This window comes from Bradyrhizobium sp. cir1 (assembly GCF_014198245.1).
Classification (GTDB): domain Bacteria; phylum Pseudomonadota; class Alphaproteobacteria; order Rhizobiales; family Xanthobacteraceae; genus Bradyrhizobium.
This window is the reverse complement of record NZ_JACIHE010000022.1, coordinates 57,905-72,384: the sequence shown is the minus strand read 5'-3', so window position 1 is coordinate 72,384 and position 14,480 is coordinate 57,905. Positions and strand designations below refer to the sequence as shown.

At 59.0% G+C, this 14,480-nt stretch carries 12 protein-coding genes; 1 reads left to right on the top strand and 11 read right to left on the bottom strand.

Annotation, left to right across the window (positions count from 1 at the left end):
- Positions 1-5 precede the first annotated feature (5 nt).
- The 6 genes from aceE to GGD63_RS32035 all read right to left on the bottom strand — a co-directional run bounded on the left by aceE (position 6) and on the right by GGD63_RS32035 (position 8,734).
- Positions 6-2,693, bottom strand: coding sequence for a pyruvate dehydrogenase (acetyl-transferring), homodimeric type (gene aceE / locus GGD63_RS32060; RefSeq protein ID WP_183247998.1), 2,688 nt, complete (start codon positions 2,691-2,693; stop codon positions 6-8).
- A gap of 316 nt (positions 2,694-3,009) precedes the next feature.
- Positions 3,010-4,896, bottom strand: a complete 1,887-nt coding sequence (locus GGD63_RS32055; protein ID WP_183247996.1) for a TRAP transporter large permease subunit — start codon at positions 4,894-4,896, stop codon at positions 3,010-3,012.
- On the bottom strand, positions 4,893-5,918 hold the full coding sequence (locus tag GGD63_RS32050; protein ID WP_183247993.1) for a TRAP transporter substrate-binding protein: 1,026 nt from the start codon (positions 5,916-5,918) through the stop codon (positions 4,893-4,895). Before GGD63_RS32050 ends, GGD63_RS32055 begins: the two co-directional genes overlap by 4 nt.
- Positions 5,919-6,084: 166 nt before the next feature.
- Positions 6,085-7,101, bottom strand: a complete 1,017-nt coding sequence (locus GGD63_RS32045) for a transketolase family protein (RefSeq protein WP_183247990.1) — start codon at positions 7,099-7,101, stop codon at positions 6,085-6,087.
- Positions 7,098-7,949, bottom strand: a complete 852-nt coding sequence (locus tag GGD63_RS32040) for a transketolase (protein WP_183247988.1) — start codon at positions 7,947-7,949, stop codon at positions 7,098-7,100. The genes GGD63_RS32045 and GGD63_RS32040 overlap by 4 nt, the downstream gene beginning before the upstream one ends.
- Positions 7,950-7,972: 23 nt before the next feature.
- Positions 7,973-8,734: an SDR family NAD(P)-dependent oxidoreductase gene (locus GGD63_RS32035; protein ID WP_183248055.1), complete on the bottom strand. Its 762-nt coding sequence runs from the start codon at positions 8,732-8,734 to the stop codon at positions 7,973-7,975.
- 130 nt (positions 8,735-8,864) lie between these two features.
- Here GGD63_RS32035 and GGD63_RS32030 point away from each other — a divergent pair, with 130 nt between their 5' ends.
- Positions 8,865-9,740: a LysR substrate-binding domain-containing protein gene (locus GGD63_RS32030; protein WP_183247986.1), complete on the top strand. Its 876-nt coding sequence runs from the start codon at positions 8,865-8,867 to the stop codon at positions 9,738-9,740.
- A 389-nt stretch (positions 9,741-10,129) separates the two neighbouring features.
- Here GGD63_RS32030 and GGD63_RS32025 read toward each other — a convergent pair whose 3' ends face one another.
- The 5 genes from GGD63_RS32025 to GGD63_RS32005 all read right to left on the bottom strand — a co-directional run bounded on the left by GGD63_RS32025 (position 10,130) and on the right by GGD63_RS32005 (position 14,478).
- Positions 10,130-10,330 carry a transporter substrate-binding domain-containing protein gene (locus tag GGD63_RS32025; RefSeq protein WP_312013456.1) on the bottom strand — a complete coding sequence of 67 codons (201 nt, stop codon included), beginning with the start codon at positions 10,328-10,330 and terminating at the stop codon, positions 10,130-10,132.
- Positions 10,331-10,807: 477 nt separating this feature from the next.
- Positions 10,808-11,938, bottom strand: a complete 1,131-nt coding sequence (locus GGD63_RS32020; protein ID WP_183247984.1) for a TIR domain-containing protein — start codon at positions 11,936-11,938, stop codon at positions 10,808-10,810.
- 149 nt (positions 11,939-12,087) lie between these two features.
- Positions 12,088-13,482, bottom strand: coding sequence for a hypothetical protein (locus GGD63_RS32015; RefSeq protein WP_183247982.1), 1,395 nt, complete (start codon positions 13,480-13,482; stop codon positions 12,088-12,090).
- A gap of 8 nt (positions 13,483-13,490) precedes the next feature.
- A complete protein-coding gene (locus tag GGD63_RS32010; RefSeq protein WP_183247980.1) occupies positions 13,491-13,988 on the bottom strand; it encodes a hypothetical protein in 498 nt (165 codons plus the stop codon).
- Positions 13,978-14,478 carry a hypothetical protein gene (locus tag GGD63_RS32005; protein ID WP_183247978.1) on the bottom strand — a complete coding sequence of 167 codons (501 nt, stop codon included), beginning with the start codon at positions 14,476-14,478 and terminating at the stop codon, positions 13,978-13,980. The genes GGD63_RS32010 and GGD63_RS32005 overlap by 11 nt, the downstream gene beginning before the upstream one ends.
- Between the last annotated feature and the right edge of the window lie 2 nt (positions 14,479-14,480).

The window sequence follows — 14,480 nt, the reverse complement described above, 5'->3', positions numbered from 1 at the left end:
CTGCATCACACGGTCCAGGGCGCGGGACGCCGGCCGTCGATCTGATATTTGCCGATGGCCTCGGCGACGACAGCAGGCTTGATTGCTCCCTCGTCGGCGAGTGCCTTGAGGGCTGCGACCGCAACGTAATGCCGGTCTACCTCGAAAAATCGCCGGAGTTTCACACGATAGTCACTGCGGCCGAAGCCATCCGTGCCGAGCACGACGTATCGACGTCCGGCCGCCTGCACATATTCCCGGATCTGGTCGGGGTAGTTACGCATATAGTCGGTGGATGCCACGACCGGCCCCGGATGCCCCTCGAGTTGCGCTTCGACCCAGCTCTTGCGACGCGGCTCCGTCGGGTGCAGCAGATTCCAGCGTTCGGCCGCCATGCCGTCACGACGCAGTTCGTTAAAGCTGGTCGCGCTCCACACGTCGGCGCTCACGTTGAAATCCGCCGCGAGCAGGTCCGCTGCCGCGATGACTTCGCGCAGGATCGTCCCCGAGCCGACCAATTGGACGCGAAGACCCTTCTTCGCCGTCTCGCCGCCGCTTTTCAGGAGATAAAGACCCTTGAGAATACCCGCTTCCGTGGTCGGTCCTGCTGCCGCCTCTCCCATGGCGGGATGGACGTAGTTCTCGTTCATCAACGTGACGTAATAGTAGACGTCCTCCTGATCCTCATACATGCGTCGCATGCCGTCGCGAATGATCGTCACGACTTCATAGGCAAAGGTGGGATCATAGGAGATGCAATTCGGGATGGTGCCGGCTATGACGTGGCTGTGGCCATCCTCGTGCTGCAATCCCTCGCCGTTGAGCGTGGTGCGGCCCGCGGTGCCACCGAGCAGGAAGCCGCGAGCGCGCATGTCACCGGCAAGCCAAGCCAGATCGCCGACGCGCTGAAGCCCGAACATCGAATAGAAGATGTAGAACGGGATCATCGGCACGTTGTTCGAGGAGTAGGACGTCGCGGCGACGATCCAGCTCGACATCGCGCCGCCTTCGTTGATGCCCTCTTGCAGCACCTGACCGTGCTTGTCCTCACGGTAATACATTAACTGGTCGGCGTCCTGCGGCCGATAAAGCTGTCCGACGGACGAATAGATCCCGAGCTGGCGGAACATGCCTTCCATGCCGAAGGTGCGGGATTCATCCGGCACGATCGGCACGATGCGCTTGCCGATGGCCTTGTCGCGCACAAGACTGCCCAAGAATTGCACGAACGCCATGGTGGTGGAGATCTCGCGTTCGCCGGTGTTCTCCAACAGGCGCTGGAACGAAGACAGCGGCGGGATCTCGAGCGGCTGCGATTTGCGGCGACGCTGCGGCAGAGAACCACCCAGTCGAGCGCGCTGAGCTCGCAGGTACTGCATTTCAGGGCTGTCTTCCGGTAGCTTGATGAACGGGATATTTTCCAGATCCTCGTCCGAAACCGGGATCTCGAACCGCTCGCGGAAACCCTGTAGGGCACTCAAGGTCATTTTCTTGGCTTGATGGGCGATCATCTGTCCTTCGCCGGACTCGCCCATTCCGTAGCCCTTGACGGTCTTCGGCAGGATCAGCGTCGGCTGACCCTTGTGGTTCACGGCGGCGTTGTAGGCGGCAAAGACCTTGTCCGGGTCATGCCCGCCGCGCGTCAGTTTCCAGATGTCGTCGTCGCTCATATCGGCGACGAGCTGCTTCAGCTCGTCATATTTGCCGAAGAAATGCTCACGCACATAGGCGCCGCTCTTGCTCTTGAAATCCTGGTACTCGCCGTCGACGCACTCTTCCATGCGTTTGAGCAAGAGGCCGCTCTTGTCCGTTTCCAGGAGGCGGTCCCAACCCGAGCCCCACAGCACCTTGACGACGTTCCACCCCGCGCCGCGGAATACGCTTTCAAGCTCCTGGACGATCTTGCCATTCCCGCGCACTGGCCCGTCGAGACGCTGCAGGTTGCAGTTGATCACGAAGATCAGGTTGTCGAGCTTCTCGCGGCCGGCCAGAGAAATGGCGCCGAGCGATTCCGGCTCGTCCATCTCTCCGTCGCCCATGAAGGCCCAGACCTTGCGGTTTGAGGTTGCGGCGAATTCCCGGCTTTCCAGATACTTCAGGAAGCGCGCCTGATAGATCGCCATCAGCGGGCCGAGACCCATCGAGACCGTCGGAAACTGCCAGAAATCCGGCATCAGCCAGGGATGCGGATAGCTCGACAGACCCTTGCCTTGCGTCTCCTGCCGATAGTTGAGCAACTGCTCCTCGGACAGACGCCCTTCAAGGAAAGCGCGAGCATAGATGCCGGGCGAGGAATGGCCCTGTACGAAAATGAGGTCGCCTCCATGAGTCTCCGTCGGAGCGTGCCAAAAATGACCAAAGCCGATGTCGTACAGGGTCGCCGCAGACTGAAAGCTGGCGATATGGCCCCCAAGTTCCGAACTGTGCTTGTTGGCCCGCAGGATCATGGCGAGGGCGTTCCAGCGGATGATCGAGCGCAACCTGTGCTCAGTCGCGCGGTCGGCCGGCAGCGGCGGCTGCTCTCTGACGGGTATGGTGTTGCAATAAGAGGTTGTTAGGGACTGCGGCACATAGAGCCGGTCACGCCGCGCTGCGTCGACAACGGCATTGACGATGAAGTTGGCGCGTTCCGCACCTCGGTTGGCGCTGAGCGCCGCGAGCGAATCTAGCCACTCCTGCGTTTCAAGGTAGTCTGTGTCGGTCTGCTCACCCATGGCCTCTTCCTGATACTCGTATTCGTTTCAGCTCTATGATCTCGGTCAACCGACACCGGCCAAAAAGGGCGACCGGCTGGTCATAGTTGCAATCGCGCGGCTTTTGTTGAAGCCGAGCTCCAAGGTAGTGAGCAGTGCTGAGCGAGGTCCTCAGCAATGAGAGCCAATGCGCATGCCAACGCAGCGGGCATCAGGCAAACAGCAGCCCCCAACTTGGTTTAACAATGGCCGCCACGACATATTTCCTTTCCTATCTTTGCGCATGTTATTGGAAGCTCTCAGAGTTGAGACTGCAAGGGACGCCGACGTGCTCTTTTCAAAGGAATCCTATCGAAATCCACGGTATTACTGCGACGATGATGGTTCCAATCAAGAGCGCGATCATATAGCCAACGATTGGCTTCATTCCCTCATCGGGATTGATGCGACTGATTGCACAGGCAGCATAGTAGCCGACGCCGAATGGGGGCGCGAAAAGGCCAATGCCCATCGCAAGAACCACCACCATCGCGTAGTGCACATCATGAACGCCGACCTGGCGCGCGATTGGGAATAGCAGCGGTCCAAAGAGCACGATGGCCGGGATGCCCTCCAAGACGCTCCCCAGGACAACGAACGCGATGATCGTCACGGCGAGAAACATCGGCACGCCTCCAGGAAGCGAGGTCATGAACTTGGCCAGCGAGGCTGAGAAGCCCGACTGGGTCAGTGCCCACGCCATTCCAGTTGCCGCGCCGATGATGAGCAGGATTGCGCCGGAAAGCGACGCCGTCTCCACCAGCATCGGATAGATCCGCTGCCAGGGGAATTGCCGATAGATCACGAGGCCGGCAAAGACGGAATAAACAATTCCGATGGTCGACACCTCGGTCGCGGTTGCGATACCCTCGACTACCGCCGTGCGGATCACGAACGGCAGCGCAATGGCAGGAAGCGCGATGATGAAGGTACGACCGATCTCCCGCTTGGTTGCCCGCTGAACGTGCGACAGATCCTCGTGACGATATCGCCACCAGACCACAGCCGCCAGCATGATTGCAAGCACGACACCGGGAAGAAGCCCGCCCGTGAACAAGGCCGAAATCGACACGCCCGTTACGGAGCCTATCGTGATCAAGACCAGCGACGGCGGAATTGTCTCCGTTTGCGCGCCTGTTGCGGCTAGAAGTGCTACCAGATCGCCGGGCTTGGCTCCCCGCTGCTTCATCTCGGGAAAGAGAACAGGAGCAACAGCGGCCATATCGGCGGCCTTCGAACCGGATATGCCCGAGACAAGATACATCGCGCCGACGAGAACATAATGCAGGCCGCCCCGGACGTGCCCCAACAGGCTCGCCAGGAAGCCCACCATCGCCCGGGCCATACCGGTCATCTCTATCAACAGCCCGAGAAACACGAAGAGGGGCACAGCCAATAGGATCAAGTGGCTCATGCCTTCGTCCATACGCCCAATGATCACGACGTCGGGCGTGCTGGTCGTCAACGTCAGATAACCGACGGTCGCCAGGCCAAAGGCAAAAGCGATGGGCACCGCCGCAAACACCATGGCGCCAACGACGAAGACGAAGAAGATCAGCAGATTGAGATTGCCGAGAGGTTTCAACGTCGGCGCCAGCAGCGCAAATAGGGTGATGATGACTGCGACCAGCGCCAAGGCCTTTAGCAGGCTCCGCAAGCTCGCGATGCGGATGAGACGCAGAACCGCCGCCACCAACATCAGCCCGATACCAACGGGCAAGGCTGCGGCGCGCCAGCTATTCACGATACCAAGCGCCGGCGTGGTAACGAATACTTCATCGGCGGCGAACTCGTAAGCCGGTTGGATGACCAGCAGAAGGAAGGCCATTGAAGCCGCTGCTGCAACGACATCCAGAAAGGCGCGGGTATCCGCCCTGAGCATACCGATTATCGCGGTCATCCGCATGTGCTCGCCACGCTGGAAGGCGATCACCGATCCCAACATGGCGAGCCACAGGAATAGGATCCCGGCGAGCTCGTCAGACCAGATGATGGGAGAATGAAACACGTATCTGCCGATGATACCGGCTGACAGCACGGCGATCTCGGCGAGCACCAGCAGGGCCGCCGGAATCGCGACCACATGACCGAGCACCTTGTTGGCGTTTGCCGCCCATAGGCGCGCGCCGCTTTGAGATGCGCCCACTTCAGCGTCAATATTCGACGCATGATTGACGGCGCTCATGATAGTTGCCCGGCGGCTTTCTCGAGTTGTGCCCAGGCTTCCTCTCCGAACTTTGCCTTCCAATCGGCGTAGAAGCTGGTCTTCGACAGGGCCAGGCGGAAAGCGGCCCGATCAACGTCGATGAATTTGAGACCTTTAGCCGAGAGATCCGTACGAAGTGACTGACTGAGTTTCGCGATGTCGGCTCGTTGATCGGCCGCCGAACGGTCGAACTCCCGTGCGACGATCTCCTGCACGTCTTTCGGTAGCCGCTCGAGCGCACGCTTATTCCCCAAAATCCAATAGCCGTCCCAAACGTGACCGGTGAGACTGCAAGAGGTCTGCACCTCGTACAGCCGGGTTGTCGCAATGATCGGCAAGGGGTTTTCCTGCCCGTCGACGACCTTGGTTTGCAGGGCGGAGTAGAGTTCGTTGAAGTTAATCGGCGCAGGGCCGGCCTCCAATGCTTTGAACACGGAAGTGAGAATTGGCGCCGGCGGGACGCGGATCTTGAACCCCTTGAGATCGTCCGGTGTCTTGATCTCACGCGCCGACGATGTGACGTGACGAAAGCCGTTGTCCCAGATCTTGCCGACCGTCACGATCGGAGTCTTCGCCACCTGCGCACGAATGTAGGTTCCGAGATCTCCATCCATCGCCTTCCAGACGGAATCATAGTCTTGAAATGCGAACCCCGTGTTCACGATGCCCGCGACTGGCACGAAATTGGCGAGAATGGACGAGGACTGATTGAAGAACTCGACTCCGCCGTTGCGCACCTGGGTCAAGAGGTCGCTATCGGACCCGAGTTGGTTTGCAGGAAACAGCTTGATTTCGAGCCGCCCGCTTGTTGCCTCGCGGATGCGATCGATCGCCTCCTGCGCCCTGACGTTGACCGGATGAGCAGGGTCCTGGCCCGTGGCCAGCTTATAATTAAACTCCGCCGCGGATGCGCGACCACCAAAAATGCCGAATAGAGGGACCGCGGTGGCTCCGACGATCAACTTCCGGCGACTAATCCCGACCTGCTTGCGGTTCGTCATTGTTTCCTCCTTGAAATCGGGGTCAATTCAGGCTGGGTTCGCGGTATGGCGATTCAGGCCAGTTGACCACTCATTGGGCCGTTTTCCGCCGACAAGGCGTCAGCGATCCTTCTCGCGACAAAGCTGCGAGCGATAGGTGCGTATAGATTGAGTGAAGGCTAAGCCTTCACCGCCCCAGCCATTCTTTGATTTTTCTCGTCACCTCTGTGGTCGAGATGCCGTAGCGGTCATGCAAGGTCGGCAGCGCCCCGGCGGCCAGGAATTCATCAGGCAGTGCGATCTGATGGAAGGCCGGATGAACGCCGGAGCGCATCAGCAACGCAGCGATCGCTTCACCGAGACCGCCGATTACCGTGTGGTTCTCGGCGACGACGACGAGCCGACCGGCTTTCCCGGCTTCGCGAACAATTCTTTCATCGTCGAGCGGCTTGATGGTAGGAACATGCAGCACGGCCGCATCCACGCGATCCTTCTCAAGCGCCTTCGCCGCCTCAAGCGCCCGCATCGTCATGATGCCCGACGAGATGATCAAGACAGCCGAGCCGTCGCGGATCATCGCGGCTTTGCCCAGACTGAACTTGTAATTGTATTCGTCGAGCACCAAGGGCACGTTGCCACGAAGGAGCCGCATGTAGACCGGCCCCTGGTGTTGAGCGATCGCAGGAACGAGTTGCTCTGTCTCGTGCGCATCGCAGGGATCGATCACTGTCATGTTTGGCATGGCCCGGAACAGGGCCAGATCTTCCGCCGCTTGATGACTTGGACCGTAGCCCGAGGTCAGACCGGGCAATGCACAGGCGATCTTCACGTTGCGATCTTCTTCCGCGATCGTCTGATGGATAAAATCGTAGGCCCGGCGGGAGGCGAACACGGCGTAGGTCGTCGCAAACGGCATAAAGCCCTCCGCCGCCATGCCCGAGGCGGCGCCGAACAGGAGCTGCTCGGCCATGCCCATCTGATAATAGCGTTCGGGAAACGCTTTCGAGAAGATGTGCAGATCGGTGTACTTGCCCAGATCGGCCGTCATACCGACCACGTCGGGCCGGCTTTGGGCCAGTGCGACCAGCGCGTGTCCGAACGGCGCCGATTTTGTTTTTTGCCCTTCGGTCGCGATCGAGGCAATCATTGCCGAAGTGGTCAGGCGCGGCTTACCCGGCGCCGGCGGCGTTGTGGCGGGCTTCATGACTGCCTCCCGGCTTCAAGTGATGCGAGTGCAAGCTGCCACTCGTGTTGCTCGACACGGATGAAGTGGTTTTTCTCGCGTTGCTCAAGGAATGGAACGCCCTTGCCCATCAGCGTGTCGGCGACGATCATCCGCGGCTTTGGCTCAGCGTGAGCCTTGGCGGCATCGAAAGCACTCACGACTGCGTCGAGATCGTTGCCATCAACGCGCTGGACGAACCAGCCGAAAGCTTCCAGCTTGTCAACCAAGGGCTCGAAAGCCATCACTTGAGTTGAGGGGCCGTCAGCCTGCTGATTGTTGACGTCGATGATACCGACGATGTTATCGAGCTTGTGGTGGCCTGCGGACATGATCGCTTCCCAGACGGAGCCCTCATCGAGCTCACCATCGGAAAACAAAGTGAACACTCGGGCGCTGGACTTCTTGCGCTTTAGTCCAAGCCCCATCCCGACTGCGATCCCAAGACCAAGCCCGAGAGATCCGCCCGACATCTCCATTCCTGGTGTGTAGGAAGCCATGCCCGACATCGGCAGACGGCTATCGTCAAAGCCATAGCTCTCGAGCTCCGCCTCGGGGACAATCCCGGCCTCAATCAGCGCCGCGTAGAGCGCGATCGCATAGTGGCCATTGGAGAGGAGGAAGCGGTCGCGCTCCTCCCACGAAGGATCTTCCGGCCGGTAGCGCATGGCATGGAAGTAGGCCACCGCTAGCACATCCGAGATATCCAGCGCCTGCGCGATGTAGCCCTGTCCCTGAACCTCACCCATGCGAAGCGCATTGCGGCGAATGTTGTAGGCGCGTTGCGCCAGCGTAGGCGCATTGGCAAGCGGCTTCGTATCGGTGTCCATGACGATCTCTCTGCTATAGCCGCTCAATGGATGAGCATTCCGCCATTGACGTCGATGACTGCCCCCGTGACGTAAGCCGACAAGTCGGAGGCAAGGAACGTATAGATGCCCGCAACGTCGGCGGCCTCACCGAGACGCCCGAGCGGAATCCCTTCCAGTATCTTCGCCTTCATTTCCTCGGTGAGTTTCCCGGCGGTGATGTCTGTCCCGATCAATCCTGGCGTGACGCAGTTGACGCGAATGCCATCGGGGCCGAGCTCGCGCGCCATCGCTTTGGCCAGTCCGAGAACGCCCGCCTTCGCCGCCGAGTAGTGCGGACCGCCGAAGATACCGCCTCCGCGTTGGGCGGAAACGGAAGACATGCACGCGATTGATCCGGACTTGCGCTGGCGCATATGCGGGACGACCGCCTGCGACAAGAACAGCACGCCCTTCAGATTGACGTCCTGAATACGGTCCCAATCGCTTGACGTGATCTCAAGCAGCTTCACCGGCTGGGAAATGCCAGCATTGTTGATCAATATGTCGATACGGCCAAAGACGTGCGCTGCCGCGTCAACGGCCTTGGCACAGGACTCTCGATCGGCGACGTTGCACGCAAGACCGAGATGCGCTTCTCCGGAAATGGGCTCAAGGCTTTTTGCAGCCGCTTCGGCCGCCGCGCCATCGATATCCAGGATCGCGACCCGGGCACCCTCGGACACAAAGCGCCGAGCTGTCGCGAGACCGATACCACGCGGCGAAGCCGCACCTGAAATAATGGCTGTCTTGCCGCTCAGCAGCATTTCACCCCTCCCTAAGGTTTGGCTACAGCTGGTCGGCACCAGCTTTGTTGATTTACTCTCTACGTCCTCGAGATGCCCTTTTACAAATGCGCAGTTGTCACCAATTGCTGAATCTGTTTCATTCAAGCCCATGCTGTCGAACATTCCGATATCGGCAATTCGAATCTTTGAGGCTGCCGCAAGAACCGGGTCGTTCCGCGATGCAGCGAATGAACTTCGCCTGACATCCAGCGCAGTCAGCCACGCAATTACCAAGCTGGAAAAGACGCTGTGCACCACTCTGTTCGAGCGAAGTACGCGCGCGGTTCGACTGACGCCTGCTGGCGAGAATTTAATGCGGCACGCGGGTACGGCGTTCGATGAGCTACGGCGCGGTCTTGAGGAAGTGTCGGCCCGCGGACCGCAGCTTGTACGAGTTCATTCCGCACCCAGCTTTGCCGCTCAGTGGCTCGCGCCGCGGCTGTCGCGCTTCCTTGCTGCTCAACCAAAGCTGGATGTGCGGCTCGCCGCAAGCACCGATTACGCGCGGTTCAACAATGATGACTACGACATCGATATCGTTTACGGGGAGCCGCGCGCCGAAGGGGTTGAAATCACACCGCTCAAGGAAGAGACGGTTGTTCCCCTCTGCTCGCCAGCAGTGGCTTCCGCTATTCACAAACCGGCGGATCTGCTCCACCAGTCGCTGATCCGGTCGGACGTCAAACGCGTTCAATGGCATCAATGGTTCGCGGCCAACGGCATCGAGGCACCGGCGCTTCACCGCATGCGTTTCGATCGGAGCTTCCTCGCGATTGCAGCTGCGGTAGAGGGACTTGGTGTGGCGCTGGAATCGACACTGCTCGCTGAGCGCGAGTTGGCAGCAGGTCGGCTCGTTGCGCCGCTGGCGGGACGATCAACTGATGTTCGGTATATTGGCCATCATCTCGTTTATCCACGCGCTAGCCGACGACGCGCGGCGGTGCGAGCGTTCGCCGAGTGGCTTACGTCTGAACTAGACTATTGAAGTGCGTGAAGTTGAGCCACCTTACCTCATAAGCGGCACCGGCTGCCGACACGCCGGCCTTCATCTGCAGTGAGTATGACCTTATGGCACGCCGGTCGTCCCTGAGCTCGGCGACTGCGCGCGGGATCGAGCAGCTCTCCTGGCCGGAGCTATTGGGCTGTCGGCCATGAGCAGGGCGGCTGCGATGGGTTCCATTCAGAATGGCTCTGAGTTGAACTTGCAGATCGCGCAAACATAAGCTGCGTTGCGGCAGACTGGTCTGCTCATCGTGTCAGTCCATTTTAAGTAAAGATAGTCTTTCGCGCTTGCATTCGCGATCGCCGCTGGCGTTGGACCATGCTGTACGTTCGGCCTGCTGGCGGCACCGTCAAGGCCGCTGCCTGCCAAGTTCAATCGTTGACGACATCACTAGGATGGGCAACGCGCCCCTTAGGAGCCTCGGTCATAGGAAAGTTGAGATTGATGTTCTTCGGCGGGATCGCGGCCATGAACCATTTGTCGTAGATTTTGGTGAACTCGCCGGACGCCATGAGTTTGGAGAGAACGTCATCGACCATTTTTTTGAAGTCGGGATCGTCCTTCGAGAACATCAGGCCGTAATAGTAGATCGTGCCGTGAGAGCGGAACGACGCTTACCGTCGATTTCGCCAGTCGCCTTCCTACCCTGAGTGAAGTCGCCGGCTGCTTCAGGTCTGAAGCAAAGGAGGCGCTGAAGCAGCGCATGCAAATGGAATGGCCTGCTCAAGAAAACAGCCGCACACAAGCAACTCGCCATAAGCTTCGACTCTGCCAGTAGAATTGCGAGAGCCGCCAGGCGATTGCCGCGTCCCAGCACCGAAGCTTGCTTTCGCAGCGCTCATTAGTTGCGGGGATAGGATTTGAACCTATGACCTTCAGGTTATGAGCATGAATCACCATCGGAAATAGTTGAATGAATTCAATGTGACGTACCGAATTTTGTGCCAGTTTTGTGCCACGGAACTCGTGGTACTGGGGGTCGAAGGTTGGTAATGGGGCGTCGCGCCTGGGAAGACGCCCTACCCGGCGTTGCCAGCGTGGGTGCGAGACTACTTCCCATCGATGAGGCCCTCGCGTTCCAACACGCGGCGAACCTCCTCGAAGGCGGCCGCGATCTTTCCCTTCGGGAAACGAATTTGTCCTAATCCCTGCACATTGCTGAACTCGGCGCAGCCCTCCTCCAGCAAGAGAATGGCCCTTGTGAAACCGAGCCGGCCCTGAAAAAGGCCGGCTTCATGCACCACGTTCATTCGCGCCTGGACGGCCCCATCGGCCATTTCGTCTTCGGCCGTCATCACCAACAGGGCGATGGCCGCAGCATCAAGCATCTCGGATAATCGCGCAATGTTTGTCACGCCAGCCACAGGCACGCGGTTGAACTCATCCCACGGCAGGCCGAGCCGATCCTGCACGAAGTCCTTGAGCTCTCGCCACATAAGCGAGCGACCATGGCCGATAAAGACATTTGTCCCCACGCGATCAGCCGCCATTTTCCTGCGTCCTTTACGTTCGAGATGCGAGGCCGCCTTTCGCGCGACGTCGGCTGCACCGCGGCACAACGCAAAAGCATTATTGATTGCGGCAATCTCCGCCAGGATATCAATATGTGGCGGAACTTGAGTCCTCTGTCCCAACGCCGTGGTATCGCGCGTCATGATTTGGCCCTTCGGCCTCCAGTGTTCCGCGATATCCATTTTTGATGCAGCTTCCATTTTCTCAAGATCCGTCTTGAGCTTTGTTAAGAATGCATCGTCGTGATCCGACAACTCGCTTTCTAAGAGGGATTCGATCTCCGACTTCGAGGTGTCGAACAGTGCATTGGCCTCGCGCGCCGCCTTGCGCGCCGGTTCAATGTCTGGATGCGCGGCATTCGCGAGAATGTGTTCGATCACCTCATCGAATCGATATTCACGCCAGGCGCCCCGCGATCCCAAGCTTGTGAAGCTGACATCCTTCAAGCCCCACTCTTGGCTAAAATGCGCCCCCGCAGGCGGCGCCGTTAGCCCATCGTAATAGACACGCGAATGATACCCTAGCCACGACCCGGAAAATGATTGCTGCACCGTCTCGGCGGCATCGCGCAGCGATTTCAAGGGAGTAGAAATGCTTTTCGCATCGCCGGCCGCAGCGGCAGCTTGCAACTTCTTGGCAATATCGAAGAGCTCTTCGAATTCATTCATTGGCGAACTTTCCGGCGACTCGCTGACTAGTTTACGAGGGTATACATTCGATCTCTACGCGTCGATGATCGTGTCCCATGTCGTGGTGCAGACTGCCGGCAAGGCACGCATTCGCGGTCAAGAGCCAGGCAGATCACCTTTGGCAAGGATTAGAGTGGATTGCGCTCGATGGACGCGATCGCCGCTGTATCAAGGGCGCTATAGTTGCCGTTCCTGATGGTACGAACCCTGGCCAGATCGCCGAGGCTCAACTTGATGCCATGGTAGGCGGGGCCGTCATGTAGAAGTTTGACCGCTTCGCCGACCACCAGGCTCGCGGCGGTGGTGCCCACAAAAGGGACTGCTACGGACTTGCCCGCGAGATCTCGGCGGCCGCAAATGTCCTGCGCGAGCTTCTGATAGCCGCAATTTTCGCTAGCAACACGCTCTTGCTCGGCTTCGATCTTTGCTAGCTCTGCCTTCGTTTGGTCTGGCCACAGATCGTCGGGGCTGCGAGGATTGGGGAGCGTGTGGAAGCTGATCGTATCGAAGTTGTTCGCGGTACCGCCAAGGCCGCTTTCGATTACACGGGCAAACCCTCCGTTGGGAAGGTCACGTCGCGCTGGATTGGTGTCAAAGCCGCAAAGCGCTAGCGTGGGCTCATCGCCCTGAAGCCTGAACGAGGCATCGAACCTTCGTTCGACTAGCCGCACTTGCTGGAAGCCATGCCGGTTAAGCCAAATATCACATGCGTGTGGCTTGAACTTGTTGACGAAGCCCGTCTCGAAGAGAACGCCAGTCTCGACGTTGTCCTTTATGACCTTGTCGAAATCGAAGAGGGCAAAGTCAGCGTCCGTCGGTCTGGCGTAAGGCAAAGTCGCAAGTGCCCATAGATATGCATTACCGAGATGGCCCAAACCCAAAAGCCAAAAGCTGCGCGGCAGAAAACTGACGGGTAGCCCCAATGCATCGGGATGATCGATCGGCAAATCGGGTCGCCACAAGGAGAGACCGACGGGCCGGCGTGTTGCGAGAAGGTCTATTCCGGCAAAAGAGAGAAATAGTTCGGACATCGCCAGTGAGGCGGCGAGAATCCCGACTGCCGAAAAATACTGGCGTTCTGACAATCGCATAACCTTATCGGCCGGGCCGGCCTTCGCCGTCCACCCATCGAATGTCACACGCAAAGCGCCCTTCGTTTCCGCCGCGGCGCCAAAGACCAATACGCGGGATGCTATGGGCACTTCGGCCGCGACGGCGTCAGGGCCAATTATTTGCGCGAGCGCTTGTCCGAAGCTGAGGCCGAGCCAAGGCCAAACTCGAAGGGGTGCTGCAGCCAGCACTGGAGAAACGACGGCCCGGATTGCTCCGGGGAAACATCGTATTCCGATGATGGCCGCCGTCAGTACGGCGAGTTGTAACGTGTAGGATGGGGCGACATCATCGCCGCAGTTAAGCGCGACCATGTAAGTCTGCCGACGCCTGAGCACGGCATCAGTGTCGGCCTGTTCAAGATCAATGAAAAGCTTCGATATTCGGGAGATTTCTCCGTCGAATGGAGCCATGCGTTATTTCACCAGAGTGAGAGTTTGACGCGCCTGTTGCGCGCGGCCGCCAAATGCGTACGCCAGTTGAATCCCCCGCGATACTCATAGACACCGATCTGCTTGAGCGACCACCATGACGTATTCGCGAAGTAGGGAACGATCATCGCGGTATGGCCCACGACCGGTAAAGTAGGGTTGCGGATATCGATGTAGCTCTGTCGAACATCCTGGCCTGGATGGGTATGAACATCGATCAGCAACTGTACTTGGTGCTCACGGCAATATTGCCAGAGGGCGGCACAGCCCGAGGCGTGGAAGGCGATGGCGCCGAGTTGATAAGCGTCCGCATCGACATCGTCATAGCAAAGGTAGGATGTCACGCGAGGATGGTCATTATCGAGACGGCCGAGCAAAAATGCGCCGCTTTCGCGCACACCGCCGCCGCGACGACGCAGATCGCGGATGACATTCGCCCACAACAGTATGGGCAAATTGATGGTCTTGATATCTGCGTCAGATGCCAAGGTAGTCCTCGCTCATCAGCAGCGATTGAAATTCTTCCAGATAGTCAACGATCGTGTGGGAACTCGTCCACATAAGGTGCGGCAATTCCGCCTTCCATTGGGGGTGATCGGACATGGGTGCCCGGTCATAGGGGTGGTAGAAGGCCCGCCCCTGGAAAGAAAAACCGGTGGTTCTAAACACGACGGAGAACCGGCTATCCGGCTTGCCCTTTGGCCACTGGCTCAGATCAAGCGTGGTCCTTGTAAGAGGGTCCCAAAAGCAACCCGTTGGTGAAGCTGCTCGATAGCCCTTCACGTCAAGCGCTACATGGTAGCGGTCGGGCGCGCCAACCCGCTTTGCCGCAGCCATCCAGAAATAGACTTGGGGCCACGCCGTCGCCTCGGGCAGGTCAGCCGTGGCGACCTGCCCCCATAGACCTTTCGCTGCCCCGTCGCGGTATTCCGTGGACTGTAGGTCGGCTTCGAAGAGGCGCTGATCGGGTGGTAGCATGC

Excerpts from the sequence above, each read along its gene's own strand:
- aceE (WP_183247998.1), bottom strand. The coding sequence starts at position 2,693 with ATGGGTGAGCAGACCGACACAGACTACCTTGAAACGCAGGAGTGGCTA.
- GGD63_RS32055 (WP_183247996.1), bottom strand. The coding sequence starts at position 4,896 with ATGAGCGCCGTCAATCATGCGTCGAATATTGACGCTGAAGTGGGCGCA.
- GGD63_RS32050 (WP_183247993.1), bottom strand. The coding sequence starts at position 5,918 with ATGACGAACCGCAAGCAGGTCGGGATTAGTCGCCGGAAGTTGATCGTC.
- GGD63_RS32045 (WP_183247990.1), bottom strand. The coding sequence starts at position 7,101 with ATGAAGCCCGCCACAACGCCGCCGGCGCCGGGTAAGCCGCGCCTGACC.
- GGD63_RS32040 (WP_183247988.1), bottom strand. The coding sequence starts at position 7,949 with ATGGACACCGATACGAAGCCGCTTGCCAATGCGCCTACGCTGGCGCAA.
- GGD63_RS32035 (WP_183248055.1), bottom strand. The coding sequence starts at position 8,734 with ATGCTGCTGAGCGGCAAGACAGCCATTATTTCAGGTGCGGCTTCGCCG.
- GGD63_RS32030 (WP_183247986.1), top strand. The coding sequence starts at position 8,865 with ATGCTGTCGAACATTCCGATATCGGCAATTCGAATCTTTGAGGCTGCC.
- GGD63_RS32025 (WP_312013456.1), bottom strand. The coding sequence starts at position 10,330 with ATGTTCTCGAAGGACGATCCCGACTTCAAAAAAATGGTCGATGACGTT.
- GGD63_RS32020 (WP_183247984.1), bottom strand. The coding sequence starts at position 11,938 with ATGAATGAATTCGAAGAGCTCTTCGATATTGCCAAGAAGTTGCAAGCT.
- GGD63_RS32015 (WP_183247982.1), bottom strand. The coding sequence starts at position 13,482 with ATGGCTCCATTCGACGGAGAAATCTCCCGAATATCGAAGCTTTTCATT.
- GGD63_RS32005 (WP_183247978.1), bottom strand. The coding sequence starts at position 14,478 with ATGCTACCACCCGATCAGCGCCTCTTCGAAGCCGACCTACAGTCCACG.